Source organism: Streptomyces sp. Ag109_G2-15, assembly GCF_900215565.1.
GTDB classification, from domain to species: Bacteria; Actinomycetota; Actinomycetes; order Streptomycetales; family Streptomycetaceae; genus Streptomyces; species Streptomyces diastatochromogenes.
Genome location: NZ_OCNI01000001.1, coordinates 657,213 through 684,102, shown reverse-complemented (window position 1 = coordinate 684,102; position 26,890 = coordinate 657,213). Strand labels below are relative to the sequence as shown.

Annotated in this window: 21 protein-coding genes; 17 read left to right on the top strand and 4 right to left on the bottom strand. The window is 71.3% G+C overall.

Going from position 1 to position 26,890, the window contains the following annotated elements; genetic code table 11:
• Positions 1–35 precede the first annotated feature (35 nt).
• Together CRP49_RS02780 and CRP49_RS02775 are read left to right on the top strand one after the other, a co-directional pair.
• The gene (locus CRP49_RS02780) at positions 36–737 is read left to right on the top strand and encodes a ribonuclease HII (protein ID WP_097257163.1); all 702 of its coding nucleotides are present in this window, start codon (positions 36–38) and stop codon (positions 735–737) included.
• A 68-nt stretch (positions 738–805) separates the two neighbouring features.
• Positions 806–1,438 (top strand): hypothetical protein, encoded by a 633-nt coding sequence (locus CRP49_RS02775; RefSeq protein WP_097252001.1) that lies wholly within the window; start codon positions 806–808, stop codon positions 1,436–1,438.
• A gap of 243 nt (positions 1,439–1,681) precedes the next feature.
• On the opposite strand, the gene CRP49_RS02770 is transcribed toward CRP49_RS02775, so the two are convergent.
• Together CRP49_RS02770 and CRP49_RS02765 are read right to left on the bottom strand one after the other, a co-directional pair.
• The gene (locus CRP49_RS02770) at positions 1,682–2,302 is read right to left on the bottom strand and encodes a hypothetical protein (RefSeq protein ID WP_094216438.1); all 621 of its coding nucleotides are present in this window, start codon (positions 2,300–2,302) and stop codon (positions 1,682–1,684) included.
• 284 nt (positions 2,303–2,586) lie between these two features.
• The gene (locus tag CRP49_RS02765) at positions 2,587–4,752 is read right to left on the bottom strand and encodes a RecQ family ATP-dependent DNA helicase (protein WP_097252000.1); all 2,166 of its coding nucleotides are present in this window, start codon (positions 4,750–4,752) and stop codon (positions 2,587–2,589) included.
• A 176-nt stretch (positions 4,753–4,928) separates the two neighbouring features.
• On the opposite strand from CRP49_RS02765, the gene CRP49_RS02760 reads away from it, so the two are divergent.
• From CRP49_RS02760 to CRP49_RS02730, 7 genes are all read left to right on the top strand, one after another.
• A complete protein-coding gene (locus CRP49_RS02760; protein WP_097251999.1) occupies positions 4,929–6,485 on the top strand; it encodes a DUF4192 domain-containing protein in 1,557 nt (518 codons plus the stop codon).
• 248 nt (positions 6,486–6,733) lie between these two features.
• Positions 6,734–8,950 carry a glycogen debranching N-terminal domain-containing protein gene (locus CRP49_RS02755; RefSeq protein ID WP_257033296.1) on the top strand — a complete coding sequence of 739 codons (2,217 nt, stop codon included), beginning with the start codon at positions 6,734–6,736 and terminating at the stop codon, positions 8,948–8,950.
• A 130-nt stretch (positions 8,951–9,080) separates the two neighbouring features.
• Positions 9,081–9,839: an NUDIX domain-containing protein gene (locus CRP49_RS02750; RefSeq protein WP_094216435.1), complete on the top strand. Its 759-nt coding sequence runs from the start codon at positions 9,081–9,083 to the stop codon at positions 9,837–9,839.
• 129 nt (positions 9,840–9,968) lie between these two features.
• A complete protein-coding gene (locus CRP49_RS02745) occupies positions 9,969–12,467 on the top strand; it encodes an ATP-binding cassette domain-containing protein (RefSeq protein WP_097257161.1) in 2,499 nt (832 codons plus the stop codon).
• 162 nt (positions 12,468–12,629) lie between these two features.
• Positions 12,630–13,517, top strand: coding sequence for a FadR/GntR family transcriptional regulator (locus tag CRP49_RS02740; protein ID WP_097251998.1), 888 nt, complete (start codon positions 12,630–12,632; stop codon positions 13,515–13,517).
• 435 nt (positions 13,518–13,952) lie between these two features.
• A complete protein-coding gene (locus tag CRP49_RS02735) occupies positions 13,953–15,497 on the top strand; it encodes an RNA polymerase sigma factor (protein WP_097257160.1) in 1,545 nt (514 codons plus the stop codon).
• A 122-nt stretch (positions 15,498–15,619) separates the two neighbouring features.
• Complete coding sequence (locus CRP49_RS02730) at positions 15,620–16,480, top strand: serine protease (protein WP_097251997.1); 861 nt, start codon at positions 15,620–15,622, stop codon at positions 16,478–16,480.
• Positions 16,481–16,580: 100 nt separating this feature from the next.
• Here CRP49_RS02730 and CRP49_RS02725 read toward each other — a convergent pair whose 3' ends face one another.
• Positions 16,581–16,811 carry a hypothetical protein gene (locus CRP49_RS02725; RefSeq protein WP_067133002.1) on the bottom strand — a complete coding sequence of 77 codons (231 nt, stop codon included), beginning with the start codon at positions 16,809–16,811 and terminating at the stop codon, positions 16,581–16,583.
• A 440-nt stretch (positions 16,812–17,251) separates the two neighbouring features.
• Here CRP49_RS02725 and CRP49_RS02720 point away from each other — a divergent pair, with 440 nt between their 5' ends.
• The 6 genes from CRP49_RS02720 to CRP49_RS02695 all read left to right on the top strand — a co-directional run bounded on the left by CRP49_RS02720 (position 17,252) and on the right by CRP49_RS02695 (position 24,242).
• Positions 17,252–19,375 (top strand): type IIA DNA topoisomerase subunit B, encoded by a 2,124-nt coding sequence (locus tag CRP49_RS02720; RefSeq protein WP_094216431.1) that lies wholly within the window; start codon positions 17,252–17,254, stop codon positions 19,373–19,375.
• 304 nt (positions 19,376–19,679) lie between these two features.
• Positions 19,680–20,201 (top strand): DUF1453 family protein, encoded by a 522-nt coding sequence (locus CRP49_RS02715; protein WP_097251996.1) that lies wholly within the window; start codon positions 19,680–19,682, stop codon positions 20,199–20,201.
• Entirely contained in the window at positions 20,198–21,349 is a 1,152-nt protein-coding gene (locus CRP49_RS02710) for a sensor histidine kinase (protein ID WP_097251995.1), read from the top strand. Before CRP49_RS02715 ends, CRP49_RS02710 begins: the two co-directional genes overlap by 4 nt.
• The gene (locus tag CRP49_RS02705; protein ID WP_097251994.1) at positions 21,346–22,035 is read left to right on the top strand and encodes a response regulator transcription factor; all 690 of its coding nucleotides are present in this window, start codon (positions 21,346–21,348) and stop codon (positions 22,033–22,035) included. Before CRP49_RS02710 ends, CRP49_RS02705 begins: the two co-directional genes overlap by 4 nt.
• A 69-nt stretch (positions 22,036–22,104) precedes the next feature.
• The gene (locus tag CRP49_RS02700; protein WP_097251993.1) at positions 22,105–22,653 is read left to right on the top strand and encodes a DUF485 domain-containing protein; all 549 of its coding nucleotides are present in this window, start codon (positions 22,105–22,107) and stop codon (positions 22,651–22,653) included.
• Positions 22,650–24,242, top strand: coding sequence for a cation acetate symporter (locus tag CRP49_RS02695; protein WP_097251992.1), 1,593 nt, complete (start codon positions 22,650–22,652; stop codon positions 24,240–24,242). Before CRP49_RS02700 ends, CRP49_RS02695 begins: the two co-directional genes overlap by 4 nt.
• Before the next feature lie 50 nt (positions 24,243–24,292).
• Here CRP49_RS02695 and CRP49_RS02690 read toward each other — a convergent pair whose 3' ends face one another.
• Complete coding sequence (locus tag CRP49_RS02690; protein WP_097251991.1) at positions 24,293–24,985, bottom strand: response regulator; 693 nt, start codon at positions 24,983–24,985, stop codon at positions 24,293–24,295.
• A gap of 159 nt (positions 24,986–25,144) precedes the next feature.
• Between CRP49_RS02690 and CRP49_RS02685 the strand changes: the two genes are divergently transcribed.
• A complete protein-coding gene (locus CRP49_RS02685) occupies positions 25,145–25,960 on the top strand; it encodes an ABC transporter ATP-binding protein (RefSeq protein ID WP_094216424.1) in 816 nt (271 codons plus the stop codon).
• Positions 25,950–26,828: an ABC transporter permease gene (locus CRP49_RS02680; RefSeq protein WP_097251990.1), complete on the top strand. Its 879-nt coding sequence runs from the start codon at positions 25,950–25,952 to the stop codon at positions 26,826–26,828. The genes CRP49_RS02685 and CRP49_RS02680 overlap by 11 nt, the downstream gene beginning before the upstream one ends.
• Positions 26,829–26,890 lie beyond the last annotated feature (62 nt).

Genomic DNA, 26,890 nt, shown 5'->3' with positions numbered 1-26,890 from the left:
GCGCGAGGATCCCGGCGGCGTACGCTATGGGCGCCATGCCGTACGAACCACCCACCCATACCGTCGAGCGCTCCCTGCGTGCCATGACCGGAGCGAAGGTCATCGCCGGTGTCGACGAGGTGGGACGGGGCGCCTGGGCAGGGCCCGTCACCGTCTGCGCGGCGATCACCGGACTCCGCCGGCCGCCTGAGGGTCTGACCGACTCCAAGCTCCTGACCGTCAAGCGGCGTACGGAACTGGCGGGGATACTGCAGTCGTGGGTGACGGCCTATGCCCTGGGGCACTCTTCCCCCGAGGAGATCGACGACCTGGGGATGACCGCCGCACTGCGGCTCGCCGCCGTCCGTGCCCTGGACGCCCTGCCGGTCCGCCCCGACGCCGTGATCCTCGACGGGAAGCACGACTACCTCGGTGCCCCGTGGAAGGTGCGCACGGTGATCAAGGGCGATCGGTCGTGCGTGGCCGTTGCGGCGGCGTCGGTGATCGCCAAGGTTCAGCGCGACAAAATGATGGCCGAACTGGGTATCGACCATGCAGACTTCGGGTTTGCGGACAACGCCGGGTATCCGTCGCCCGTGCACAAGGCCGCACTGGAGGTGCGGGGACCCACCCCGTACCACCGCCTGTCGTGGGCGTATCTTGATGCGCTGCCCCAGTGGCGGCACCTCAAGAAGGTCCGCAGCTGGGCGGACGGAAGCGCTCCGGAAATCGAGGGTCAGCTCGGCTTCGATTTCTGACGATTCCGCTCGCACTGATGTGCCACCCGGTCACCCGCGCCGCACCAACGTTTGATAAATATCAGCTCATGCCTCTCATTCCCGAGGAGCCTCAGATTCACGAGAGTGCCCAGGGTCCCCGCGCCACGCCGTCCAGCGGCCGTACCGCGCCGACCCCCCGCCCCGTACCCGGCCCCCGCCCCGCGGCTCCGTCGCGCCCCGGTCGTCCCGGCCCTCTGCGGCCCACGCCGCCGGTGCAGCGGACCCAGCGTGACGTGGCTCCGGCCAAGCCAGGCCCGTCGGGCCCGGCCACTCCCGCCGCCCCGGCGGCGACCCCGCAGATCCAGCTGATCCCGGCCTCGGCCGAGGGTGCGCTCGACGCAGCCGACGAGGCGGTGGACCTGCTTCTGGACTCGGGCCGTGCCCCCGGAGACGTGCTGGTGATCACCACCGGTGCCCAGCACCCGTGGGCCGAGCACGAGCTGTCCTTCGGCGAAGCCTCCTACTGGGCGCAGCATGACTCCGGTGACGACGTCTTCTACACGGACGCCGCCGTCGCCTCCCGTGCCGCGTCCCGCCCCGTGGTCGTCGTGGCCGTCAACGGCGGTTCCGCCGCCGCTGCCGCCACCGCCCTCCCGCTGGCCCACTCCCGGGCCGGAGCACTGCTGATCGTCTGCGGGGACCCGCAGCAGATCAACTCGGTGCTGGGCGCGGGCGTCTGAGTCCCGTCCGGCACCGCCGGGTGCCGAGGCGACGAAGGCGGCTCCGAAGACATCCGCACGGTGCGGTTTTCGGCATGCCCGGATGACTGGCAGTGGCCGTTCCTCCTCGGAGGACGACCGCCTGTCGGGACGTCCGGGCGTCCGTGTGAAGGCGGTGCGTCCGGGCGCCGGCGGATCGTGACGCACCGCGTACGAGCCTCGGTGCCGTGTGACTCGTACGCGGCCGAACCCTGAGCCGGGCCTTCAGCGAGCAGCCGCGCGGCGCAGGACCTCGGAGACCGGGCCGCCGGTGCGAGGTGGCAGGGGCGGGGCTTCCGACATGGCGAAGGGCTCCGGCTGCGAGTGGGTGTTCGGCCGACGTCCGCCGCGCCCCTCGCCGAGCACCTGCCAGCCGTCACCGGTCAGCGTGATGTACGCCCCGCAGCGCAGCCCGTGCAGGGTGCAGGCGTCGCGCAGCCCCCACATCCAGGCGCCGTCCTCCTCGGTCCAACGTGCGTCGCCCTCGCGGCAGTAGAGCAGCACGGCGGTGCGCACCGGGGTGCGGCGGCGCAGGTCGTGCGGAATGACCCGACGCAGCTGTGCGAGCAGCGCGTTGCGGAACATCCAGCCGTCGGCCGGTGCCGGACGGCGCAGGAACGAGGCGCTGGCGCACAGCCGTTCCTCGGGATCCAGGACGGCCACGATCGCCATGGACGGCTTGGGACGATGGCGGGCGTGCAGCCCGCTGACGACCTCACGGGGGTTGCGCAGCAGGGGGATTCCGGCGGCTGCCCACTCCGCGGGCTCGAGCAGGCGACTGGCGGAGGCGGCGGACGCGGACGTCGACAACGAGGCCGCCGAGGACGAGGCGAATCCGAAGGTCACGTTCCTCCCTTCGGCTACGCGCCCACACTGCGGGCGAGGTCGGATTCGGGGGACCGCGCGCCGCAGCAGAGCCCAACCGGATCACGGACGACCGTGCGGGGAGCGGACTTCAATTCTTCCTGTCGAACTTGGATGCGGCAACGAGCAATTGGGGCCACCGGCTGTTATCTGGTGGTGCGTGGCTTATATCCCTACCCACGAGAGCCCCTGATGACCCCTGTGGCGTTCGATCACGGCACGTGCGTGCGTCGGGCCGGGCGCCGACGCACCACGCGCCACGGTGGTCAGCCCTGGACGGCCAGCACCAGGGGCAACACCCCGCCGGCCCCGGCCCTTCTGAGCAGACGTGCCGCGACCGCAAGGGTCCAGCCGGTCTCCGTGAAGTCGTCCACCAGCAGGACCGGACCGCGGGCCTGCGCGAGCGCGGAGGCGAGGGCGGATGGCACCGTCAGCGAGCCGTCGAGGGCCTTCAGACGCTGGGCACTGTTGCTGCGCGGCACCCGTGACGCGTCACCGGCGTACTGCACGGAGCCGAGCAGGGGCAGCCTCCCGATCTCGGCGATGCGGGTGCCCAGGGAGTGGATCAGCGTCGGCCGGGTGCGTGAGGCGACGGTGACCACACCCACGGGCCGGGGCTGGTCGCCGGCCGCACCGGAGGCCCAGCCGCCGGGGCCCTTCGCCCAGTCGGCCAGCACCTCCACCACGGCTCGCGCCACGTCGTCCGGCACGGGCGCGTCCGAGGCCTGGGGACCGAACAGGGGCCGCAGCCGGTTGCCCCAGCCGATGTCCGACAACCGACCCAGAGCCCGCCCGGACGAGGCCTGTTCACCGACCGGAATACGTCCCTTGAGGTCGATGCCGATCGCCGGGAGGCCGGTCGGCCACATGCGGCGGGGCTCCACCTCGACCCCGGCACGGCCCAGGTCGACGCGCGCGGCGTCCAGGGCCGCCGTGGACGTGTCGACGGTGTAGCGCGGCCCCGCGCAGTTGTCGCAGCGACCGCAGGGCTTGGCGCCCTCGTCGTCCAGCTGGCGCTGGAGGAACTCCATCCGGCAGTCGGTGGTGGACGCGTACTCGCGCATCGCCTGCTGCTCGGCCTTGCGCTGCCGTGCCACCCAGTCGTAACGCTCGGCGTCGTACGACCATGGCTGCCCGGTCGCGGTCCAGCCGCCCTTGACGCGGTTGACCGCTCCGTCCACGTCGAGGACCTTCAGCATCGTCTCCAGCCGGGAACGACGCAGTTCCACCAGGGGTTCCAGCGCCGGCAGCGACAGGGGCCGGTCCGCCCGGGCGAGGACGTCCAGCGTGCGGCGCACCAGATCCTCGGAGGGGAAGGCGAGCGACGTGAAGTACTCCCAGATCGCCTCGTCCTCGCGCCCCGGCAGCAGCAGCACCTCGGCGTGCTCCACGCCACGGCCCGCGCGGCCGACCTGCTGGTAGTAGGCGATGGGGGAGGACGGCGAGCCGAGGTGCACGACGAATCCGAGGTCCGGCTTGTCGAAGCCCATGCCGAGCGCGGAGGTGGCGACCAGCGCCTTGACCCGGTTGGCGAGCAGATCGTCCTCGGCCTGCTGCCGGTCGGCGTTCTCCGTCCTGCCCGTGTACGAGGCGACGGCGTGTCCGCGCTGCCGCAGGAAGGCGGTGACCTCCTCGGCGGCGGCCACGGTGAGGGTGTAGACGATGCCGGACCCCGGCAGGTCGTCGAGGTGATCGGCGAGCCAGGCCATCCGGTGCGCGGCGTCGGGCAGCCGCAGCACACCGAGACTCAGGCTCTCCCGGTCCAGCGGCCCGCGCAGCACCAGGGCGTCCGAGGCGCCGCCGGTACCGAGCTGCTCGGCGACGTCGGCGGTCACGCGCGCGTTGGCCGTGGCGGTGGTGGCCAGCACCGGGACACCGGGCGGGAGGTCGGCGAGCATGGTGCGCAGCCGGCGGTAGTCCGGGCGGAAGTCGTGGCCCCAGTCGGAGATGCAGTGGGCCTCGTCCACGACGAGCAGTCCCGTCGCCGCGGAGAGCTTGGGCAGGACCTGGTCGCGGAAGTCGGGGTTGTTCAGGCGCTCCGGGCTGACGAGCAGTACGTCGACCTCGCCGGCCTCGATCTCGGCCTGGACGGCCTCCCATTCCTCGGTGTTGGAGGAGTTGATGGTCCGGGCCTGGATACCGGCGCGGGCCGCGGCGTCCACCTGGTTGCGCATGAGCGCGAGCAGCGGGGAGACGATCACCGTGGGTCCGCCGCCTCTGGCCCGCAGCAGCGAGGTCGCCACGAAGTACACCGCGGACTTGCCCCACCCTGTGCGCTGTACGACCAGGGCCCGGCGCCGGTCGGCGACCAGCGCCTCGATCGCCCGCCACTGATCCTCGCGCAGCCGGGCCGTGCCCGTGGCGTCCCCGACGAGCCGGGCGAGGACGGCGTCGGCCTGTGCCCGGAGGTCCGCGTTGCTCGTGTGCTCCATGCGTCCCATACAACAGGACGGGACTGACAATCGGGCGGCCGCCGGTCGTGAGCGGACGACCGTGACGGTCCCGCTATGGATGGAGCACCGAAGGCCGGGGCCGTCCTTGTCGTGTCCCTGATTCGAGTTATCCACAGGCTCAACCGGAATTTCGGGATCCGCGAGATCGTCTGCGCATGACGAATCATAGCGAAACGACTGGACCCTTCGAAAACGGCGACATCGCGGGACGAGAGCCGCTGGACGAGCCGTCCGCGCACGACACCCAGGTCACCCTGCGCACCCCGGCCGAGTTGGCCGACGCCCTGCCCTACCTCCTCGGGTACCGACCCGAGGACAGCATCGTGCTGGTCGCCCTGCACGACCGGGGAGGCCGCGGCAGGTTCGGCGGCCGGGCCAGGCTGGGCATCCCCGCAGGCGCGGACGACTGGAAGGAGGCCGTACAGCAGCTGGTCCGGGGCTTGGTGACCAGCAGCGAGCGACGCGGTAAGCGGCCCGAGCAGATGGTCGCCTACGTCTGCCGGGAACCGGGCCAGGGCGAGACGGGCCGGGACGTGATGCTCCGCCTCCAGCCGCTCGTCGAACTGCTGCGCACCCAGTGCGGTGACCTCGACGCGCCGGTGGTCGAGGCACTGTGCATCTCGGACGGCCGGTTCTGGTCGTACAGCTGCGCGGTCGAGGGATGCTGCCCCGATGACGGAACGCCGATGGGCCTGCCCGGCACCTCGGTGCTGGCCGCCGCGGCCACCTACGCGGGGATCCAGGTGCGGGGCACGCTCCGTGAGTTCCGGGCCAGGCTGCTGCCCTGGGAGACCAGTGCCGCCCTGGAGCAGGAGATCGCCCTGGACGCGGCCGGCATGTCCCTGGTGCCCCGCATCCTGGACGACGCGGCCCGGCAGAGTGTGGCGGAGGAGACCCTCGACCTGGCCGAGCGGATCATTCACAGGTTCGCCGCGGCGGCGCCGGTGTCCGGCACGCACCCGGCGGACCTACGCGACGACGAACTGCTCACCCACGACGAGGCGGCGACGCTGATCCTCGGGCTCCAGGACCGCACCACCCGCGACCAGGCGGCCGCGTGGATGGAGGGCGACGAGGCCGGTCCGGCTCTGCGGCTCTGGCGCGCACTGGCCCGTCGCTGCGTCGGGCCGTACGGCGAGCACGCTGCCGCCCCGCTGACCCTGGCGGGCTGGGTCGCCTGGTCCACCGGAGACGAGCTGGAGGCCCGGGAGGCCCTCGCGATGGCACTGGGCGCGGACCCCGACTACCTCTTCGCCCGCCTCCTGCACCAGGCCTGCAACGAAGGACTCGACCCCGAGTCGGTCCGCCGCTGCCTGCGTGCGGAACGCGCGGGGCGTGCCCGCACGGAGCGCGCGGAGCAGACGGATCAGGCAGAGGAAGCAGCCCCGGGTACGCCTTCGGACGCGGTCGTCGCAGACCCTGGAGCACCCGCTCGGACAGACGGTCGCGATGGTGACCGTGCCTCGCGGACCGGTGGTCCTCGGCGCCGTCGCCGAACGCGGGCCGCGGAGGGCGGAGACGGCAGGTCTCGGCCGTCGCGAGGGGAGGACGCACGGCGGCGGTCGGGCGGCTCCCACCCTCAATCGCCGGCCGGCGGACCTTCGCGTCCGGGCAGCGCCAAGCCGGACGGCATGCGCGCCCGTGCAGGTGAGGGCAGCAGCCGCGACACCGCGGCGGCGACCGGCCAGCGGGAGACCGAAGGGGACGGATGAGCGCCGGGACGCAGCGACGGAGGATGAGCCCCCTCTTCCGCACAGGTGCCTCCGTGGGATCCCTCCCGCCACGCCGTCGTCGGGCCGGCTTGCCCGATGTGAGGCGTGACCAGGAGGAGTCCCTGCCCGTTCACCTGAGTGGCGGAACGCCTGGTCGGGCCGTGCCGCCGTACGACCCTTGTCCCTACGGGTGCCCCACCCCGCGCCCAGAACGTCCGAGGCGCACCGAGCGGAGAAGAAGCCACCGCATGCAGCAGCAGCCGACTCGGCCCTCAGCCGCCGACGACAACCGCCCGCCCGGGGCCCGGCGCAGCCTCTTCCCACGGTCCGGTGCCGGGAACACCGCACCGGTCATCCGGGACCCCAAGCCACCGTCGCCCCCGGGTACGTCTCCGATCGCGCCAGCCGTCGACGATCGGCCCCAGGCCTCGGCGCAACCCACGAGCCGGCCGCGCCGCCCCACCACCGCATCGGCGCCCGGCGCTTCCCCGCGCACGCCGCACCCGACGCCCCGGCCGGCCCCCGACCTGCCGCCCACACACACCGCCCTGATCTGCGTCGCTCTGCCGGGCCTCGCCATCTCCGGCGAGCAGGGACAGCTGACCGGCCGGGGGCTGGAGGGGTTCTACCGGGGCGGCCGGCGCCTGCTCTCGCGGTGCCAGATCCGCATCGCCGGGCGCGAACCGCTCGCGGTGCAGGCCAGGATGACCGGGGCCGACCAGGCTCGCTTCGTCGGGACCCTGCGTGTCTCCCCGGGGGCGGGTCCGGATCCCGACGTCGTCGTCGAGCGGACCCGCAACGCCGACGGAACCGAACGCATCACGCTCCACAACGCCGGCCCACGCCCCCTCCGCCTCCCGCTCGAGGTCTCCCTCGGCACGGACCTGGCGGACCTCGGCGCCGTCGCCTCCGGCAGGGCAGGCCCCGAACTCCCGGCCAGCGTCCACGACTCGGGCCTGCGCTGGTCCTCGGCCGGCGGCGCCAGCGTCACCGCGCACCCTCCGCCCGCCGACGCACTGGCCTCCGCCGGACTGCTGCGCTGGGAACTGGAACTGTCTCCGGGCGGAACGGCAGGCGTGGAGCTACGGGTACGCCCGGACGGGGCCGGACCGCTGCGCGCCGTGGGCCAGGCCGCGACGAGCCCCTTCGCGCCCGCCAGGGCCGCAGGCGACGACCCGCGGGTGGCCGCCCTGCTGCGGGCCGCCGTCGACGACCTCCAGGCCCTGCTGCTGCGCGACCCCGCGCACCCTTCCGACACCTACCTGGCGGCGGGCGCACCATGGCGCTGCGGCATGGCACCGGCCGAGGCGCTCGCCGCGGCTCGGATGGCGCTGCCCCTCGGCACCCGGCTCGCCGCGGGCACGCTGCGCGCCCTCGCCCGCACGCAGCATCCGGGCCCGGGCCCACAGGCCGGCCTGATCCCCGGTCCGCGACGCGACGCCGGCGCGCTCCTCCCGCCGGCGTGCACGGGCACCGAGGCCACGCTTCTCTTCCCCGTCCTGCTCGCCGAGGCCCGTCGCTGGGGGCTCCCCGAGCAGGAGACACAGGAACTGCTGCCCGCCGCCGAGCGCTGCCTGACCTGGCTGCGGACCACCGTCGGAGACGGAACCCACCTCCCCGACCCGCAGCCGGGAGGCCCGGTCCGCTGCGAGACGCAGGCCCACGCACACCGCGCCGCTCTGCTCGGCGCCGATCTCCTCGACGCATACGGCAGGCCAGGGGGCTCGGAGTTAAGACAGTGGGCCCAGGCCGCGCGGAACGCGTTCCGCACGGGCTTCTGGGTCGAGGACCGCGGCGGCGGACGCCCGGCTGCGGCCCTGGCGCCGGACGGCCGGCCCCTCCCGCACCTCGGCTCCGCCGCCGTGCACCTGCTCGACACCGGCCTGCTCGGCGCCGGCCGGCTCGCCCCCGGCCTGCTCGACAAGGTGCAGACCGAACAGCTCGCCCGGCTGCTCGGCGGCCCGGCGATGGACGCGGGCTGGGGGCTGCGCGGCCTCGGCGCAAAGGAGGCCGGACACAATCCGTTCGGCCACCGGACCGGAGCCGTGCGGGTCCACGAGACCGCGCTCGCCGTCGCCGGACTGGCCGCCGCCGGTTACGAGAAGGAGGCGAGCGGCCTGCTGAGGGGGCTGCTGGCGGCAGCGGAGCACTTCGGCCACCGGCTGCCGGAGATGTTCGCGGGGGAGCAGCGCTCTGCCGGGAGCGCCCCCCTCCCGCACCCGGCGGCCTGCCGCCCGGCGGCCACCGCCGCGGCCTCCGCGGTCCTGGTCCTCACCGCGCTCGCGGGCATCCGGCCCGACGCCCCCGCCCGCACCGTCACCCTGCGCCCGGTGCAGAGCGCTCCGCTCGGTGAGATCGGTCTGACGGGGTTTCGCGTCGCGGGCGCTCCCTTCGCCGTGCGGGTCAGCCGACTGGGACTCGCCATGGTCGAGGAGGCGGCGGACGGCCTGCAACTAGGAGTGTGACCTCGTACGACGCCACAGGATCGACGCACGGGAGCCCGCCCTGCACCCCATACCGGAACGAAGCGGATCCGCCACCTGCGCGGTCGACGAAGGGAGTGTTTATCGTCAGGCAGACGACTATGATCGCCGCATGCCCTACGACCCGTCAGCCTTTCCGCCCTTCGCCGTCACCGTGGACCTGGTCGTGCTGACCGTGCGCCGCCATGCCCTGTGCGCGTTGGCGGTACGCAGGGGCGAGCCGCCGTTCCAGGGGCGCTGGGCGCTGCCCGGCGGCTTCGTACGGGCCGACGAGGACCTGTCCCAGGCGGCAGCGCGTGAGCTGGCCGAGGAGACCGGGCTGCGCGCCCACGATCCCTCGGCTCCGGCTCAGGACAACGGCGCCCACCTGGAACAGCTCGCCACCTACGGCGACCCGAAGCGGGACCCCCGGATGCGGGTTGTCAGCGTCGCGCACCTCGCCCTCGCCCCGGACCTGCCCGCGCCCCGGGCCGGCGGCGACGCGAGCAACGCGCGCTGGGCGCCGGTCGAGGAGCTGCTCCAGCAGGGCGGATACGGTCGCGATGGCGAACCCGTGGCACCGCTCGCCTTCGACCACGCCCAGATCCTCGCCGACGGGGTCGAGCGGGCCCGCTCCAAGATCGAGTACTCGTCGCTGGCCACCGCGTTCTGCACGCCCGAGTTCACCGTCGGCGAGCTGCGCCGGGTCTACGAGGCCGTGTGGGGCGTGGCCCTCGATCCGCGCAACTTCCACCGCAAGGTCACCGGAACGCCGGGATTCCTGGTTCCGACGGGCGGTACGACAACCCGCCAGGGCGGGCGGCCGGCCCAGCTCTTCCGGGCCGGCGGCGCCACCTTGCTCAACCCTCCGATGCTCCGTCCTGAGGTCTGATCCACCGAATCCACCGAATCCATCCAATCCATCGAATGGAGGACAAAAGTCCCCTTCGACTTGCGCGCCACCTAGGAACAGATCAGGCGATACCCGAAAAACCAGACATCCCGCGCTATCTTGCTGCAGGTGATCCAGGCTTTCGGACTGACCAGCAACCCCCGCAAGGGTCACCCGCCCGCCGTCGACGACGTCTCCCTCGAGGCGCACGCCGGCCGTGTCACCGTGCTCCTCGGGGCGGAGGGCGCGGGCAAGACGACGGCGCTCAGACTGATGCTCGAACTCCAACAGGGCCGCGGCATCACCTACTTCAGGGGTCGGCCCCTGCATCAGATCGCCCACCCGTCGCGGGAAGTCGGCGTGCTCCTCGGCGACGTACCCGGTCATCCGGCCCGCTCGGTCCGCGGGCATCTGCGCATGCTGTGCGCGGCGGCGGGAGTTCCCGTCCGGCGCGCCGATGAAGTCCTCGAGGTCGTGGGTCTCGTCAGCCTCCGCGAGGAACGCCTAGGCACCCTGTCGCGCGGCATGGATCGCAGACTCGGACTGGCCTGCGCCCTCCTGCCCGACCCGCACACGCTCGTCCTGGACGACCCCGCCGACGGCCTCTCCGCCCGCGAGGCGCGCTGGCTGCACGGCATGCTGCGCGCGCACGCGACCCAGGGCGGCACGGTGCTGTTCACGACTGCCGACTCCAAGGAAGCCGCACGCGAGGCCGACCGGGTAGTCACCCTCGACGGCGGCAGGATCGTCGCCGACCAGGAGGCAAGAGCATTCGCCCGCACGCGGCTGCGTCCGCGCGTGGCCGTCCGCAGTCCCCACGCCGCCCGTCTCGCGGCCGCGCTCACCAAGGAGGCCCGTACCGACCAGCGGTCCGTCGAGGTCGTGCGGGAGGGCGGCAACCGCCTCTCCGTGTACGGCAGTACGACCGCCGACATCGGCGAGACCGCGTTCCGGCACGGCATCCTCGTCCACCAACTCGCCGACGAAGTCGGGGACATGGGGCCGAGTGCGGAAGCCGGAGCCGGGGGCGCGGTGAGAGCGGGTGATGAGGAGGTGGCGGCCGGGCCGGAACAGACCGTGGCGGACCGCTCGCCGGAGGGCGGGGCAGAAGCCGTGTCCGGCTCGTCGTCGGAGGAGCGGGCTGCTCCGCCTGCGCTGGCAGCGTCCGGTCCCGCGTCCGCGGAGCAGGAGCGGGTGGTGTCCAGCGTCTCGACGTCGGAGTCGGAGTCGGAGCCGGAGTCGGAGGAGGGCGTCGGCGACGAGTGGTCGTCGCTCGGGGGAGTTCACGCCCACAGCTCCTTGCCGGGCCACACGAGGATCGCCGACGGCATCCCGGCCGATGGGCTGGCGCAAGCCGACACCGTCTCCGGAACCGGCCGTACGTCCCTTGGTGCTGCTCCTGGAGCCGACCTCACGTCCCCGGGTGCGGCCTCCGCCGCTGTGGACGGGGTGGGCGGCGGTGCCGAGGCGGCCGCTCCTGCCGGCGCGCCTGCGATCGCCGCCGACACCCGCCCCCTCGCGGCCGCACTCGAGGCCGACTCCTCGGAGTCCTCCACGGACCCGGGAGCAGAAGCCGACACCGCGAGCACAGCCGCGGTCGGCACGCTGGCGGTCGGCGCGACCGTCCCCGGCGCTCGGAATCCAGACGCTCGGAACCCAGAAGTCCGGAACCCAGAAGTCCGGAACCCAGATGCCCGGAATCCAGACGACCGGAATTCAGACGTGCGGAATTCCGGCAGTCCCCAAGCCCGGGCCGGGCAGGCCGGTCATGCCGGGCACCCGGCACGCTCGCATGCCGACTCCATCCCCGCTCGCGACGCTTTGTCCTCCCTCCCGCCCCCCATCTCCGTCCGACCCGCCCGCAGCCCCCTACGCCCCCTGCGTTACGAACTCCGGCGCGCCACCGGAATCGGCACCGGATTCCTCACCTGCGGGGCCGTGCTGGTGGTGTCCGCGCTCACCGCCGTACTCCTGGCGCGGCTCGGCCACACCCCGCAGGCGCGACTGTTCGCGGCGTGGCCGCGGGAACTGCCGCTGCCGCCCACGGCGCTCGCGGCGGGACTGCTCGGTGCGCTGGCCTTCGGAGACGAGTTCCGCCACCCCGCACTGGCGGCGGACCGCGGGACCGTGCCCCGCCGGCTGGGGCTGCTCACCGCGAAACTCCTCGTCTCCGGAGCCACCGCCCTGATGCTGGCCTTCCTCACCGTGGGCTGCAACGCCGAAATGCTCTATCTCGTCTACGGACGGGAGCTGACACAAGTTCCCTCGGACTGGCTCTCGATGAGTGCGAGTTGGCTCGGACTGGTCATCGGCTGCGCATGGGCCGGTGTCCTGGCGGCCGGTGTCTTCCGGTCCACCACGGCGGGCCTCGCCGCGGTCCTCGCCGTACCCGTCCTCGTCGTCCCCGCCGTGCACAAGGCGCTGCAGGGTCGCGCCGTGCGGATGGCGGCCGGCTTCCCGGTGCGGATGCGGGAGGTCTTTCTGCTGGATTGGCCCTTCGGAGGGGAGCGGTATCTGCTCGCCACGGCCCGGGTTCTCGCCCAACCCGTGGGTGGCGCACTGACGTTGTCGCTGGCCGCACTGCTCTGCGCGTATCTGGTCACGACGCTGCGCTCCAGGGCCCGATGACCACCGTCCGTACGCTTGCGGTCCTGCTGTGCCCACAACTCCCCGGAGAAAGCCCGTTTCTTTCCGATAAGGCGTCAATTGCGACGGGGTGAGCGATCACCCTTTCGTGTGCTTTTCACCAAAGACCTCAAGGGAGTTGGAGGCGGCGCCGACAAAGGATCCGTGAGTACCCTTGCGCACACCATGATGACCGCCGCCCGCTCCGCAGACTCTGGTCTGACCGGCCCGGGCGATCTCGACCGCTACCCCTACACCGAGGCCCCGGTGGCCGACCGTGTCGGAGCGCCCGCCTGGGACGGAGCCGACCCCGAGCTGGGCCGCGTAGGTCGGCGCGCCACCGGCAGCCGCGGACGCGGACTGCACGGCCAACTCGTCCAGCAGCTGGGTCAGATGATCGTCTCCGGGGACCTGGGGGCGGACCGCCCGCTGGTGCCCGAGGAGATCGGCCAGCGCTTCGAGGTCTCCCGTACCGTCGTCCGCGAGTCCCTCCGCGTCCTGGAGGCCAAGGGCCTCGTCAGCGCCCGCCCGAACGTCGGCACGCGCGTGCGTCCCGTCAGCGACTGGAACCTCCTCGACCCGGACATCATCGAGTGGCGGGCCTTCGGGCCGCAGCGCGACGACCAGCGCCGCGAGCTGAGCGAGCTGCGCTGGACGATCGAGCCGCTCGCCGCCCGCCTCGCCGCCGGGCACGGACGCGAGGAGGTGCAGCAGCGCCTGTCGGACATGGTCGAGATCATGAGCCACGCCATGGCGCAGGGCGACGCGCTGACCTTCTCGCGCGCCGACACGGAGTTCCACGCGCTGCTCATCCAGATCGCGGGCAACCGCATGCTGGAGCACCTCTCCGGGATCGTCTCGGCCGCCCTCCAGGTCTCCGGTGGACCGGTCACGGGCTGTGACCGGCCGAACGAGGCCTCCCTCGCGCTGCACGCGCGGATCGTCGACGCGCTCGGCACCGGCGACGGCGCGGCGGCGGAGGCGGCCATGCGTCAACTGCTCACCGTCCACCCTGAGGTGGAGCGCGTGGTTCCCGCCCCGCGCGAGCACTGACCCGTACCGAAGGCGGTGCGGTCGCCAGTGTGCCGCGTTCTCGTGGTTCTCGTGGCGGTGCCGGGCCTGGGAACCGGCCGTCGCCGGACCTCGCCGGATCCTTGGAGGTCCGGCGGGGCCCGGCGGCGCGGCGGGCCGCCCATGTTGGCAAAGTGGTTCCGGTCGACACATCAGTGATCCCCTCTGTCCATGTCTGACCGTTTTTGACCGCTTACGGGGTGTGACTCGGGCCACGCAGATTGGGCGTAACGCTCGCGGGAGCAGCGCGATGACCTAAGAGGTGACAGCCGCGAAGGGAATACGGACGCCATCACAGGCGCTGTGCATCTTCCCGGCCCCCGCCCGCTCCGTCGGCCCATCCCCAGGCCGGTGGTCGGCTCCTGTCCACTGTGGACGGGGCCGGAAGCCGTTTTCCAACGTTCCGAGAGGTTGTTCGTGTCGGCCAGCACATCCCGTACGCTCCCGCCGGAGATCGCCGAGTCCATCTCTGTCATGGCGCTCATTGAGCGGGGAAAGGCTGAGGGGCAGATCGCCGGCGACGATGTGCGTCGGGCCTTCGAAGCTGACCAGATTCCGGCCACTCAGTGGAAGAACGTACTGCGCAGCCTCAACCAGATCCTTGAGGAAGAGGGTGTGACGCTGATGGTCAGTGCAGCAGAGCCCAAGCGCACCCGAAAGAGCGTCGCAGCGAAGAGCCCGGCGAAGCGCACCGCCACCAAGACGGTCGCGGCGAAGACGGTGACCACCAGGAAGGCCACCGCCACCACGGCCGCTCCGGCCGTGCCCGCCGCCCCGGCAGTCGACGATCCCGCCGAGGAAGTCGCACCCGCCAAGAAGGCAGCAGCAGCCAAGAAGACGACCGCCAAGAAGGCGGCCGCGAAGAAGACCGTCGCCAAGAAGACGGCCGCCAAGAAGACCGCGGCCAAGTCGGACGACGTCGAGCTGACCGAGGACGAGGTCCTCGAGGACACCAAGGTCGCCGACGAGCCCGAGGGCACCGAGAGCGCCGGCTTCGTACTCTCCGACGAGGACGAGGACGACGCTCCCGCCCAGCAGGTCGCCGCAGCCGGTGCCACCGCCGACCCGGTCAAGGACTACCTCAAGCAGATCGGCAAGGTCCCCCTGCTCAACGCCGAGCAGGAGGTCGAGCTGGCCAAGCGCATCGAGGCGGGTCTGTTCGCCGAGGACAAGCTGGCGAACGCCGACAAGCTCGCCCCGAAGCTGAAGCGCGAGCTGGAGATCATCGCCGAGGACGGCCGCCGCGCCAAGAACCACCTCCTGGAGGCCAACCTCCGTCTGGTGGTCTCCCTGGCCAAGCGGTACACCGGCCGCGGCATGCTCTTCCTGGACCTCATCCAGGAGGGCAACCTCGGTCTGATCCGCGCGGTGGAGAAGTTCGACTACACCAAGGGCTACAAGTTCTCCACGTACGCCACCTGGTGGATCCGTCAGGCGATCACCCGCGCCATGGCCGACCAGGCCCGCACCATCCGCATCCCGGTGCACATGGTCGAGGTCATCAACAAGCTCGCGCGTGTGCAGCGCCAGATGCTCCAGGACCTGGGCCGCGAGCCCACCCCGGAGGAGCTGGCCAAGGAACTCGACATGACCCCGGAGAAGGTCATCGAGGTCCAGAAGTACGGCCGCGAGCCCATCTCGCTCCACACCCCGCTGGGTGAGGACGGTGACAGCGAGTTCGGTGACCTCATCGAGGACTCCGAGGCCGTCGTCCCCGCCGACGCCGTCAGCTTCACGCTTCTGCAGGAGCAGCTGCACTCCGTCCTGGACACCCTGTCCGAGCGCGAGGCCGGCGTCGTCTCCATGCGTTTCGGTCTCACCGACGGTCAGCCGAAGACCCTCGACGAGATCGGCAAGGTGTACGGCGTGACGCGTGAGCGCATCCGTCAGATCGAGTCCAAGACCATGTCGAAGCTGCGCCACCCGTCGCGTTCGCAGGTACTGCGCGACTACCTCGACTAGGTCCCGGTAGTACGACGGCGAAGGCCCGGCTCCCCTCGTGGGAGCCGGGCCTTCGTGCTGCGCGCAGCAGTGTCCTGAATGACTCTGGGTGTCCCAGTACCACCCCAGAGTGAGGAGCAGGCATGCGCCGTTCCATTGCCCGGGCACTGATCCGGCCCCTGGCCCTGGCGGCCACCATGACCGCCATACCCCTGATGGGAGCGGCCCCGGCGGCCGCCGACAGCGTGGTCGTAGGGGGTTTTCCGATAGAGATTTCCCAGGCCCCGTGGACCGTGGCGCTGTCCAGCCGTGACCGGTTCGGGGGTACGCGCGCCGGGCAGTTCTGCGGCGGGGTGGCGGTCAGCCGGACCACCGTGCTCACCGCGGCCCACTGCGTGGCCGAGGAGGTCCTGGGGGCGCCTGCGAACCAGATGCGCGACCTCAAGGTCATCGCGGGCCGCACGGACCTGCTGTCGGGTGAGGGCGAGGAGATCGCCCTGAAGGACGCCCGGGTGAATCCGCACTACGACGCCGTGACCAACTCCGGCGACTTCGCCGTGCTCACGCTCGCCGCGCCGCTGCCGCAGAGCGCCGTCGTGGCCATGGCGCCGACCGGCGACCCGGCGTACGCGGCGGGGACGCAGGCCATGGTCTCCGGATGGGGCGACACGACCGGCGGCGGCACCTATGCGCACCGGCTCCACGCCGCACGCGTGCGCGTGCTCGCGGACGATCTCTGCGCTCGTGCCTACCCGGGCGGCCTGGACGGCGTCTACCGGGCCGACTCCATGCTCTGCGCCGGAGAGGTCGCGGGCGGGCCGGACGCCTGTCAGGGCGACAGCGGGGGCCCTCTGGTGGCCTCAGGGCGGCTGATCGGGCTCGTGTCCTGGGGGAGCGGCTGTGGGCGCCCCGGCAGCCCCGGTGTCTACACGCGCGTGTCCGACGTCCTGCGCGCGCTGAAACCGGCCGCCGCTGGTCCGCAGCGGCCCCACAGGGGGTCCTGAGGGACTGCAGGGGGCCATGAAGCACAGGCGGCCGCTCCTGGTGAGGAGCGGCCGCCCGTGCGCTGGCCTGTGCCAGGGCTGGCTCGTCGTGGTGCGAGATTCAGCGCTCTTCTTCGGAAGCGATGCCAGGAACGGTCGTCAGCCGCTCCGTCTCGTCCTGTATCTCAGCGGCGATCTTCTTGAGTTCCGGCTCGAACTTGCGCCCGTGGTGGGCGCAAAAGAGCAGTTCTCCGCCGCTGAGCAGCACAACGCGCAGGTATGCCTGGGCGCCGCAGCGGTCGCAGCGATCGGCGGCCGTCAGCGGGCTCGCGGGGGTCAGAACAGTAGTCACGTCGCCTCTTCTCTAGCTCGACGAGCTGTCGTACCAGGGTCAACATCCAACCAGCCCGAAAACGTTCCCGCTCGTGGCTTTTCCTCGAAAAAATCTTCCGGGGCGGCTGTCTGCTGCCGGTTGGCGGCGAATGTGCCGTAGTGCGTGTCTTATGTGCTTTACGGTTTCGCGCTGTCTTGGGTTCACGTCCTCCCGGCCGGGTTGCCGGTTGTTCATGAGGACGTGCCCGGAGCCTAAATGGTTCATGCCTCCAAGGGAACGTGATATGTACTTCACTCCATCGAGGGATCGAACATGCATGCGAGCCTGGACTAGGCTGAGTTCCCGACGAGGGTGGCGTTACAACGGCTCTACCAGGCCTCGGTACCCTCTGAGCGGCAACCGAAGCCGCCCCCTTACCCAGAAGGGGGTCACCTGAAATTCAGCGAGGAGCGAACCGCGTGACCGCCGATACGTCCGTGCCGTCCACAGCGCTGCTGGCAGGAGCAGACCGGGACGGTTCCAACTACACCGCGCGGCACCTGCTCGTCCTTGAGGGGCTCGAGGCCGTGCGCAAGCGCCCGGGCATGTACATCGGCTCGACCGACAGCCGCGGTCTGATGCACTGCCTGTGGGAGATCATCGACAACTCCGTGGACGAAGCCCTCGGTGGCTACTGCGATCACATTGACGTGATCCTCCACGACGACGGCTCCGTGGAGGTGCGGGACAACGGCCGTGGCATCCCCGTGGACGTGGAGCCCAAGACCGGCCTTTCCGGCGTCGAGGTCGTGATGACCAAGCTCCACGCCGGCGGCAAGTTCGGCGGCGGCTCCTACGCCGCCTCCGGTGGTCTGCACGGCGTCGGCGCCTCCGTGGTCAACGCGCTCTCCGCCCGACTCGACGTCGAGGTGGACCGCAGCGGCCACACCCACGCCATCAGCTTCCGCCGTGGTGTGCCGGGGGCCTTCGGAGGAGACGGTCCGGACGCGAAGTTCGAGTCCAAGAGCGGTCTGGCCAAGGCCAAGAAGATCCCCAGGACCCGTACCGGCACGCGCGTGCGGTACTGGGCCGACCGACAGATCTTCCTGAAGGACGCCAAGCTCTCCCTGGAGACGCTGCACCAGCGCGCCCGGCAGACCGCCTTCCTGGTACCGGGCCTGACCATCGTCGTCCGCGACGAGTTCGGACTCGGCGAGGGCGGCAGCAAGGGCGAGGAGTCCTTCCGCTTCGACGGCGGCATCAGCGAGTTCTGCGAGTACCTGGCCAACGACAAGCCGGTGTGCGACATCCTCCGCTTCTCGGGCCAGGGCACCTTCAAGGAGACCGTCCCGGTCCTGGACGAGCACGGCCAGATGACCCCCACCGAGGTCAAGCGCGAGCTGGGCGTGGATGTGGCGCTGCGTTGGGGCACGGGCTACGACACCACCCTGAGGTCCTTCGTCAACATCATCGCCACCCCCAAGGGCGGCACCCACGTGACCGGCTTCGAGCAGGCCATCACCCAGACGCTGAACGACGTCCTGCGCGCCAAGAAGATGCTGCGTGTGGCCGAGGACAACATCGTCAAGGACGACGCTCTCGAGGGCCTCACCGCCGTCGTCACCGTGCGCCTGGCCGAGCCGCAGTTCGAGGGGCAGACCAAGGAGGTCCTCGGCACGTCGGCGGCCCGGCGCATCGTGAACAACGTGGTCACCAATGAGCTGAAGGCGTTCCTGACCGCCACCAAGCGTGACGCCGCCGCCCAGGCCAGGGTCGTCCTGGAGAAGGCGGTGGCTGCCGCCCGTACGCGCGTCGCGGCCCGCCAGCACAAGGACGCCCAGCGGCGGAAGACCGCTCTGGAGTCCTCGTCCCTGCCGGCCAAGCTCGCCGACTGCCGCAGCGACGACGTCGACCGCAGCGAGCTGTTCATCGTCGAGGGCGACTCCGCGCTCGGCACGGCGAAGCTGGCCCGGAACTCCGAGTTCCAGGCGCTGCTGCCGATCCGGGGCAAGATCCTCAACGTGCAGCGGTCGTCGGTGACCGACATGCTCAAGAACGCCGAGTGCGGCGCGATCATCCAGGTCATAGGAGCCGGATCGGGCCGCACCTTCGACATCGACGCGGCCCGCTACGGCAAGATCATCATGATGACCGACGCCGATGTGGACGGCTCCCACATCCGGTGCCTGCTGCTGACGCTGTTCCAGCGCTACATGCGGCCGATGGTCGAGGCGGGCCGGGTCTTCGCCGCGGTGCCGCCGCTGCACCGCATCGAGCTGATCCAGCCGAAGAAGGGCCAGGACAAGTACGTCTACACGTACTCGGACCGTGAGCTGCGCGACAAGCTCATGGAGTTCCAGAGCAAGGGCATCCGGTACAAGGACTCCATCCAGCGCTACAAGGGTCTGGGCGAGATGGACGCCGACCAGCTGGCCGAGACCACGATGGACCCGCGTCACCGCACCCTGCGCCGGATCAACCTCTCCGACCTGGAGGCCGCCGAACAGGTCTTCGACCTGCTCATGGGCAATGACGTGGCGCCCCGCAAGGAGTTCATCTCCAGCTCGGCGGCGACACTGGACCGGTCGCGGATCGACGCGTAACCGCTGAGCCGGGATTCGGCCGACCGGGCTGCTCACGGGGAGCGGGCCGGTCGGCCGGTGTGCGGGGCCGCTCCGCGGAGTGACTCAGCGGACTCGGCCGGCCATACCGACCTCGAGATCACCGCGTCCCTCGAGATCACCGCCTCGTCGCAGGTCTCTCCACCCGTGGGTGGAGGCGGGCCGGTCGCCGGATTCCACCCGCGATCCACCCCTGCTCCGATCTCCTGACCTGCGCATTTCCGTAACTTCGAAGGCGTCGGCAGCGCTCGCTTCCGACACCACCTTCTCGCTTGCGGAGGCTGTGATGTCCGGGCTCGTCAACGCATCGGTGACCGTGGCCGTGGTCGCCATAGTGATCGTGCGACAGTTCCGCGCCCGCGCGATCGACACCGACCGGCGCTGGTGGCTGCTGCCCGTGATCCTCGCGGTCGTCGCGCTGCGCCATCCCGGCATACTCGACGCCCAGCACCGGACCGAGTCCGCCGTGCTGCTCGCCGTGGAAGTGTTCATCGGCCTGGCCACGGGCGCAGGCTGGGCCTGGACCACCCGGGTCTGGACCGCGTCGGACGGTGTCGTGTGGACCAAGAGCACCAAGGCCAGCGCCGTCGTGTGGCTCGTCGGCATAGCCCTCCGGGTCGGCGTCTTCGCCCTCGGCACCGCGTTCGGCGTGCACCAGGACAGCTCGGCACTGATGCTCGGCCTCGCCGGCACCCTGCTCGTCCGTGCCGGGATCCTGGCCTGGCGGGCTCAGTCCCTCGGCTCCGCGAGCGACCCGGCGCCCGCGTACGGTGACGACATGCGGTCGGCGTGGAAGGAGCGCGTGTGAAGGACAACGCCTGGACGCGCTGGCCGTCGCGAGAGGCGCTCGGCCGGGCGGGAATCAGCCGGCCCCGGCGCATGCTGGCCTGGGCCGTCAGGGTGCTCGTGATCGCTCTGCTCCTGTGGAGTGCGTTCAGTCAGAAGCACGTCGGCATCTGGGGCGCGCTCGCGGCGGCGGCGGGCGTCGTGCTCACCGCTCTCCTCTCCTGGGCCTTCTTCCGCACCACTTACCAGCACCGGCTGGTGCCCTCCATGGTGCTCATCGGACTGATCCTGGGTATCGCGGTCGCCGCCCAGGCCACCGGGTTCAGAGGACCAGCCTTGGTGATCTGGTGCGGCTGCGGGATCGCCGCTCTGGAGCGGATGCCTCTCGGGGCCGCTCTGCCCGTGACGTCGGTTGCGCTGGCCTCGTACTCCGCGTTCAACAACGACGTGTGGCTGACCACGGCCGCCACGGTGGCGGGCATGGCCCTCGCCGGCTACGTCCTGCGGCTGGACGCGGAGGCCCGGGGCAGCGCGCAGCGGCTGCTCGCCCAGGAGCGGGCCGCGCGGGCCGCCGAGGCGGAGTCGGCGGCGCTGGCCGAGCGGGCGAGGATCGCCCGGGAGATCCACGACGTGCTGGCCCACAGCCTCTCCGCGCAGTTGGTGCACCTCGAGGCGGCGCGGCTGCTGATCGAGCGCGGTGCCGACCGGGAGAAGATCCTGGAGCGGGTGGTGGCTGCCCGGGGCATGGCCCGCGACGGCCTCGCCGAGACCCGGCAGGCACTGTCCGCGCTGCGCGGCGAGCTGACCCCGCTCGAGGACTTCCTGACCGAACTCGTCAGCGGGGCCGACGGCGCCGAGGTCACTGTCACGGGTGAGCGCAGACCCCTGCCGGCCGAGGCGTCCCAGGCCGTGCGCCGGGTGGCGCAGGAGGCGTTGACGAACGTCCGCAAGCACGCCCACGGCGCCAAGGTGCACCTGCGGCTCGACTACGGCCCGCACGAAGTGACGCTGGGTGTACGGGACTCGGGCGGCCGGCCGGGCGAACTCACGGGGTCCGGCGGCGGGTACGGTCTGCTGGGGATGCGGGAGCGCGCCGAACTGCTGGGCGGCTCGCTCGACGCGGGGCCGGACGAGGAGGGGTTCGTGGTGACGTTGAAGGTGCCGGTATGACGGAGACGGAGGGGGAGAGGAAGCCGGCGCGGGTGGTCGTCGCGGACGACCAGACCGTGGTCAGGGAAGGCATCGTGATGCTGCTCGGGCTGCTGCCCGGTGTGGAGGTCGTCGGTTCCGCGGGGGACGGCGAAGAGGCGGTGCGGCTGGTCGGGGAACTCGCCCCCGACGTGGTCCTGATGGACCTGCGGATGCCCCGCTGCGACGGCGTGGAGGCCACGCGGCGGATCCGGGCCCAGTACCCGGGGACCCAGGTCGTGGTGCTCACCACGTACGCGGACGACGAGTCGCTGTTCCCCGCGCTGCATGCGGGAGCGCGGGGCTATCTCACCAAGGACGCGGGGGGCGACGAGATCGTGCGCGCCGTGGAGAGCGTCCTGTCGGGGGACGCGGGACTGTCGCCGAGCGTCCAGCGGCGGCTGCTGGAACGGCTGTCGGAGCCCCGGCCCGAGCCCAAGCCGGCCGCGGTCGAGGCGCCCGACGGGCTGACCGCGCGGGAGACCGAGGTCCTGGTGCTGATCGCCGAGGGACTGAGCAACCAAGAGATCGCCCGCAAGCTGCATGTCTCCACCGCGACCGTGAAGACGCACATCAACAACCTCTTCGCCAAGACAGGCCTCAAGGACCGGGCGCAGGCGGTGCGTTACGCGTACGGGAAGGGGCTGGTCCGGCCACGCGCGGAGTGAATCACCTGATGGGGTGAAGAGCCGAGGGAAGAAGAGTCAGGGATCTTCCCGATCTGTCCATCCTTGGGCATGCAGTCAAGCAACGGTCGTGCCCGTGGAGACGGGGACGGTTCAGGGGACTCGGCCGAGAGCCAGGAAGACCCCGGCGCGGTGTCCCGCGACGCGAGGTACGAGGACCCTTGGTACGACGCGCTGGCCACCGGCTGGGGCGAGCTGGACGGCACCGGCATGCCGGCGCGGGCCGTACCGGCTGCACGCCGGGAGCAGGACGCGCCAGATGTTCGCGCTCGTGACGTGTACCTCGAGGTGCAGCGCAGCGAGGCCTTCCAGGAGGTACGCAGCCGGTACCGGAGGTTCGTGGTGCCGGGAGTCGCCGCCTTCCTCACGTGGTACGTGGCATACGTGGTCGCCGCGACGACGGCACCCGGGCTCATGGCCCGTCCCGTGGTGGGGGCGGTGAACGTGGCGATGCTGGCGGGGCTCGGGCAGTTCCTCACCACGTTCCTGTTCACCTGGGCCTACGCGCGGCATGCGCGGCTGCGCCGGGACCGGGCAGCGCTGGAGCTGCGCTGGGACACCCAGCAGCTGACGCGCGGAGCCCGGGGAGGCGCCTCGTGACCGGCGATCACCAGCTGCCGGCGCTGCTGCTGTTCAGCGGCTTTGTGGCCGTCACCCTGGGGATCACGACGTGGGTGAGCCGCAGGCGGCAGGGTTCCGCGGAGGAGTTCTATGCCGGCGGGCGGCTCTTCTCCCCGATGGAGAATGGTTTTGCCATCGCGGGTGACTACATGTCGGCCGCCTCCTTCCTGGGGGTCACCGGGCTTATCGCGCTGTTCGGCTACGACGGGCTGCTGTATGTGGTGGGCTTCCTCGTCGCCTGGCTGGTCGTGCTGTTCCTGGTGGCGGAACTGGTGCGCAACTGCGGCCGGTTCACCTTGGCCGACGTCGTGGCCGCGCGGATGAGCGAGCGGCCGGTGCGGATCGCCGTGGGAACCTCCTCGGTCACGGTGTCCATTCTGTATTTGGTGGCGCAAATGGTGGGCGCGGGCAGCCTGGTGGCGCTGCTGCTGGGGCGGACGAGCGGGGCGGCCCAGGCCTGGACGGTCATCGGCGTGGGCGCTCTGATGGTGATCTATGTGTCGCTGGGAGGCATGCGGGCCACCACCTGGATCCAGATCGTGAAGGCGGTCCTGCTGCTCAGCGGGACGGTCGCGCTGACCGTGCTGGTACTGGTGCGGTTCCACGGAGACTTCGACCGGCTGCTGGTCACGGCCGCGGAGCGCAGCGGCCACGGGAGTGCGTTTCTGGCGCCGGGGCTGAAGTACGGCGGGAGCTGGACCGCCCGTCTCGACTTCATCAGTCTGGGGCTCGCGCTGGTGCTGGGCACGGCAGGGCTGCCGCACATCCTGTCCCGCTTCTACACCGTGCCCACCGCGCGGGCGGCCCGGCGCTCGGCGGTGTGGTCCATCGGGCTGATCGGTGGCTTCTACCTGATGACGATCGTTCTCGGCTTCGGGGCCGCCGCTGTGGTGGGGCCGGACGTCGTCAGCCGCTCGAACGCCGCCGGAAACACGGCGGTGCCCCTGCTCGCGCTCGATCTGGGCGGCGGCGCCGGTTCCACTGGCGGAACGGTTCTGTTCGCGGTCGTCGCAGCCGTCGCCTTCGCGACGATCCTCGCCGTGGTCGCCGGAATCACGCTCGCCTCCTCGGCGTCCGTGGCGCACGATCTGTACGCGTCGCTGCGGCGGCGGCACGTCAAGGCGCGCAGCGAGGTGGCGGTGGCGCGCATCGCAGCGGTCGGTATCGGCGTCGTGGCGATCGCCCTGGGCCTGCTGGCCCGCGACCTCAACGTCGCCTTCCTGGTCGGCCTGGCGTTCGCCGTGGCCGCGTCGGCGAATCTGCCCGCGCTGCTCTACTCGCTGTTCTGGCGGGCCTTCACCACGCGCGGTGCGGTGTGGGCCGTGTACGGCGGGCTGATTCCCGCGCTCGGTCTCGTGCTGCTGTCCCCGGTGGTGTCCGGCAGCCCGGACTCGCTCTTCCCGGACGTCGACTTCCAGTACTTCCCCCTGCAGAACCCGGGCATCGTCTCCATCCCGCTCGGCTTCCTCGCCGGCTGGCTGGGCACGGTCACCTCGGACGAGGCCGCGGACGAGGCCAAGTACGCGGAGACCGAGGTGCGATCGCTGACGGGGGCGGGCGCGGCTTAGCCGGGAGCGTCCGCACGGCCGTGTCCCGGCTAGACGGCCACCCGGCCGCGTTACGGCGCCACCCACGCGTACCGGTGTTCCGGGCGGCCGGTGTCGCCGTACTTCAGGGAGAGGCGGAGGCGGCCCGCCTGTTCCAGGTGGCGGAGGTAGCGCTGGGCCGTGGAGCGGCTCAGGCCGGTTCTGGCGGCGACCTCGTGGGCCGACAGCGGCTGGTCCGCACGGTGCAGGACGCCGCAGATGAGGTCGGTGGTGGGTTCCGAGTGGCCGCTGGGCAGGCCCGGCGCGGACGGCGCGGGGGACGTACGCAGGGCACCGAAGATCCGGTCGACCTGCTCCTGGCCCGTCAGCCCCCGGCCGCCCACCCGGTCGACGGTGCGGCGCAGGGCCGCGTAGGAGTCCAGGCGGGTGCGCAGGGCGGCGAAGGTGAAGGGTTTGACCAGATAGTGCAGGGCGCCCAGACGCATCGCCTGCTGCACGGTCGTCACATCGCTGGCCGCCGTGATCATGATGACGTCGGCGCCGTGGCCCTGCTCCCGCATGCGGTGGACGAGTTCGAGGCCGGTCCGGTCCGGCAGGTAGTGGTCGAGCAGGACCAGGTCGATGGCACCGCGTTCGACGGCGGCCAGGGCCTGGGCGGCGCTGTGCGCGCGGGCGGTCACCCGGAAGCCGGGAACCTTTCCCACGTACTTGGCGTTTATCTCAGCGACGCGGAAGTCGTCGTCCACCACCAGGACGTCAATCATCAGGCCTCTCCTTCAAGGCCGGCGAGCGTTAAGCCCGTGTTACGTGCTCCGCAGTTGTAGCGCGAGCAAAATGAGCACAACAGGCTCTTGCGAGCAAAAGAACGGCTTGTGCTCACAAGACTGCAGCTGTGGCCGGGGCCACACCTACCGTCCCGGCCCATGAGCGCAGACACCAGCCCCGCCATCGAGCTACGGGGCGCGAGCAAGACCTTCAGGACCCCGTCGGGGGGTCTGCACACCGCTGTCCGGGATCTGGACCTCACCGTCGGGCGCGGTGAGTTCGTGGCCGTCGTCGGCCCGACCGGCTGCGGCAAGTCCACCACGCTGACCCTGGTCAGCGGCCTGGAGGAGCCCACCGAGGGCGAGGTGCTGGTGGCCGGGGAGCCGGTCGACGGCGTCGGCGACAAGGTCGGCTTCGTCTTCCAGCAGGACGCCACCTTCCCCTGGCGGACGGTCCTGTCCAACGTCATGGCCGGTCCCCGCTTCCGGGGCGTGCCCAAGGCGGAGGCCAAGCAGAAGGCCCGCGAGTGGCTGGCCCGCGTCGGGCTCGCCGCCTTCGAGGACCGCTATCCGCACCAGCTCTCCGGCGGCCAGCGCAAGCGCGTCGCCCTCGCCGCCACCTTCGTCAACGACCCCGAGATCCTGCTCATGGACGAGCCGTTCTCGGCGCTCGACGTGCAGACCCGCGCGCTGATGTCGGACGAGCTGCTGGAGCTGTGGGAGGGCACCGGCGCCTCCGTCGTCTTCGTCACCCACGATCTGGAGGAGTCCATCGCGCTGGCCGACAAGGTCGTCGTGATGACCGCCGGGCCCGCGACCGTGAAGCAGGTCTTCGACATCGACCTGCCCCGGCCGCGCAAGGTCGAGAAGGTGCGCCTGGAGCCGCGGTTCATCGAGATCTACCGCGAGATCTGGGAGTCCCTCGGCGAAGAGGTCCGCATCACCCGCGAGAGGGGTGCCGCCCATGTCGCCTGACGTCATGCCCGAGGCCCCGGTCGCGCTGACCATGACCGAACCCGGCAACAAGACGGACCGCGCGCAGTCACGCGCGCGTGCCGCCCGCAGACGCAAGATCGTCGTCATGGGCGCCCGCGTACTGCTCCTGGTCGCCGTCCTCGGCCTGTGGGAGGTGCTCTCCCGGGCCAAGGCCATCGATCCGTTCAACTTCTCGATGCCCTCGAAGATCTGGGACCAGATCTGGACCTGGGTGATGCACGGGACCGCCCAGGGCTCCCTCGGCGAGCAGATCTGGGCCACGCTTTACGAGGCGCTGCTCGGCTGGGTGCTCGGTGTGGTCGCCGGTGTCGTGTTCGGTATCGCCCTCGGGCGGATCACCTTCCTCGCCGACGTCCTTGGTCCATACATCAAGGTGCTCAACTCGATACCCAGGATCGTCCTTGCCCCGATCTTCGTGATCTGGTTCGGACTCGGCCCCGCCTCCAAGGTCGCGTCGGCCGTCGTGCTGGTGTTCTTCCCGGTGTTCTTCAACGCCTTCCAGGGCGCCCGCGAAGTCGACCGCAACCTGGTCTCCAACGCCCGGATCCTCGGCGCGAGCGACCGCAGGGTGACGCTCCAGGTCGTCATCCCGTCGGCCACCTCGTGGATCTTCACCAGCCTCCACGTCAGCTTCGGCTTCGCCCTCATCGGCGCCATCGTCGGCGAGTACATCGGAGCGACCAAGGGCATCGGCCTGCTCGTCGCGCAGTCGCAGGGCACCTTCAACGCGGCCGGTGTGTACGCCTCGATGGTCATCCTCGCCGCCGTCGCGCTCGTCGCCGAAGGGCTGCTCACCTTTGCCGAGCGCCGCATCTTCCGCTGGAAGCCGGCCGGCTCCGACAGCTGAACGCCCCCGAGCCACCCCCCTTTGAACGCTTCTCCGAGCCACCCCCCTTTCCCGCACCGCCC

Bases quoted from the DNA above. Each gene is read 5' to 3' on its own strand.
- CRP49_RS02705 (WP_097251994.1), top strand. From the start codon at position 21,346: ATGACGGAGACGGAGGGGGAGAGGAAGCCGGCGCGGGTGGTCGTCGCG.
- CRP49_RS02750 (WP_094216435.1), top strand. From the start codon at position 9,081: ATGCCCTACGACCCGTCAGCCTTTCCGCCCTTCGCCGTCACCGTGGAC.
- CRP49_RS02680 (WP_097251990.1), top strand. From the start codon at position 25,950: ATGTCGCCTGACGTCATGCCCGAGGCCCCGGTCGCGCTGACCATGACC.
- CRP49_RS02760 (WP_097251999.1), top strand. From the start codon at position 4,929: ATGACGAATCATAGCGAAACGACTGGACCCTTCGAAAACGGCGACATC.
- CRP49_RS02685 (WP_094216424.1), top strand. From the start codon at position 25,145: ATGAGCGCAGACACCAGCCCCGCCATCGAGCTACGGGGCGCGAGCAAG.
- CRP49_RS02775 (WP_097252001.1), top strand. From the start codon at position 806: ATGCCTCTCATTCCCGAGGAGCCTCAGATTCACGAGAGTGCCCAGGGT.
- CRP49_RS02715 (WP_097251996.1), top strand. From the start codon at position 19,680: ATGTCCGGGCTCGTCAACGCATCGGTGACCGTGGCCGTGGTCGCCATA.
- CRP49_RS02730 (WP_097251997.1), top strand. From the start codon at position 15,620: ATGCGCCGTTCCATTGCCCGGGCACTGATCCGGCCCCTGGCCCTGGCG.
- CRP49_RS02780 (WP_097257163.1), top strand. From the start codon at position 36: ATGCCGTACGAACCACCCACCCATACCGTCGAGCGCTCCCTGCGTGCC.
- CRP49_RS02765 (WP_097252000.1), bottom strand. From the start codon at position 4,752: ATGGAGCACACGAGCAACGCGGACCTCCGGGCACAGGCCGACGCCGTC.
- CRP49_RS02755 (WP_257033296.1), top strand. From the start codon at position 6,734: ATGCAGCAGCAGCCGACTCGGCCCTCAGCCGCCGACGACAACCGCCCG.
- CRP49_RS02700 (WP_097251993.1), top strand. From the start codon at position 22,105: ATGCAGTCAAGCAACGGTCGTGCCCGTGGAGACGGGGACGGTTCAGGG.
- CRP49_RS02690 (WP_097251991.1), bottom strand. From the start codon at position 24,985: ATGATTGACGTCCTGGTGGTGGACGACGACTTCCGCGTCGCTGAGATA.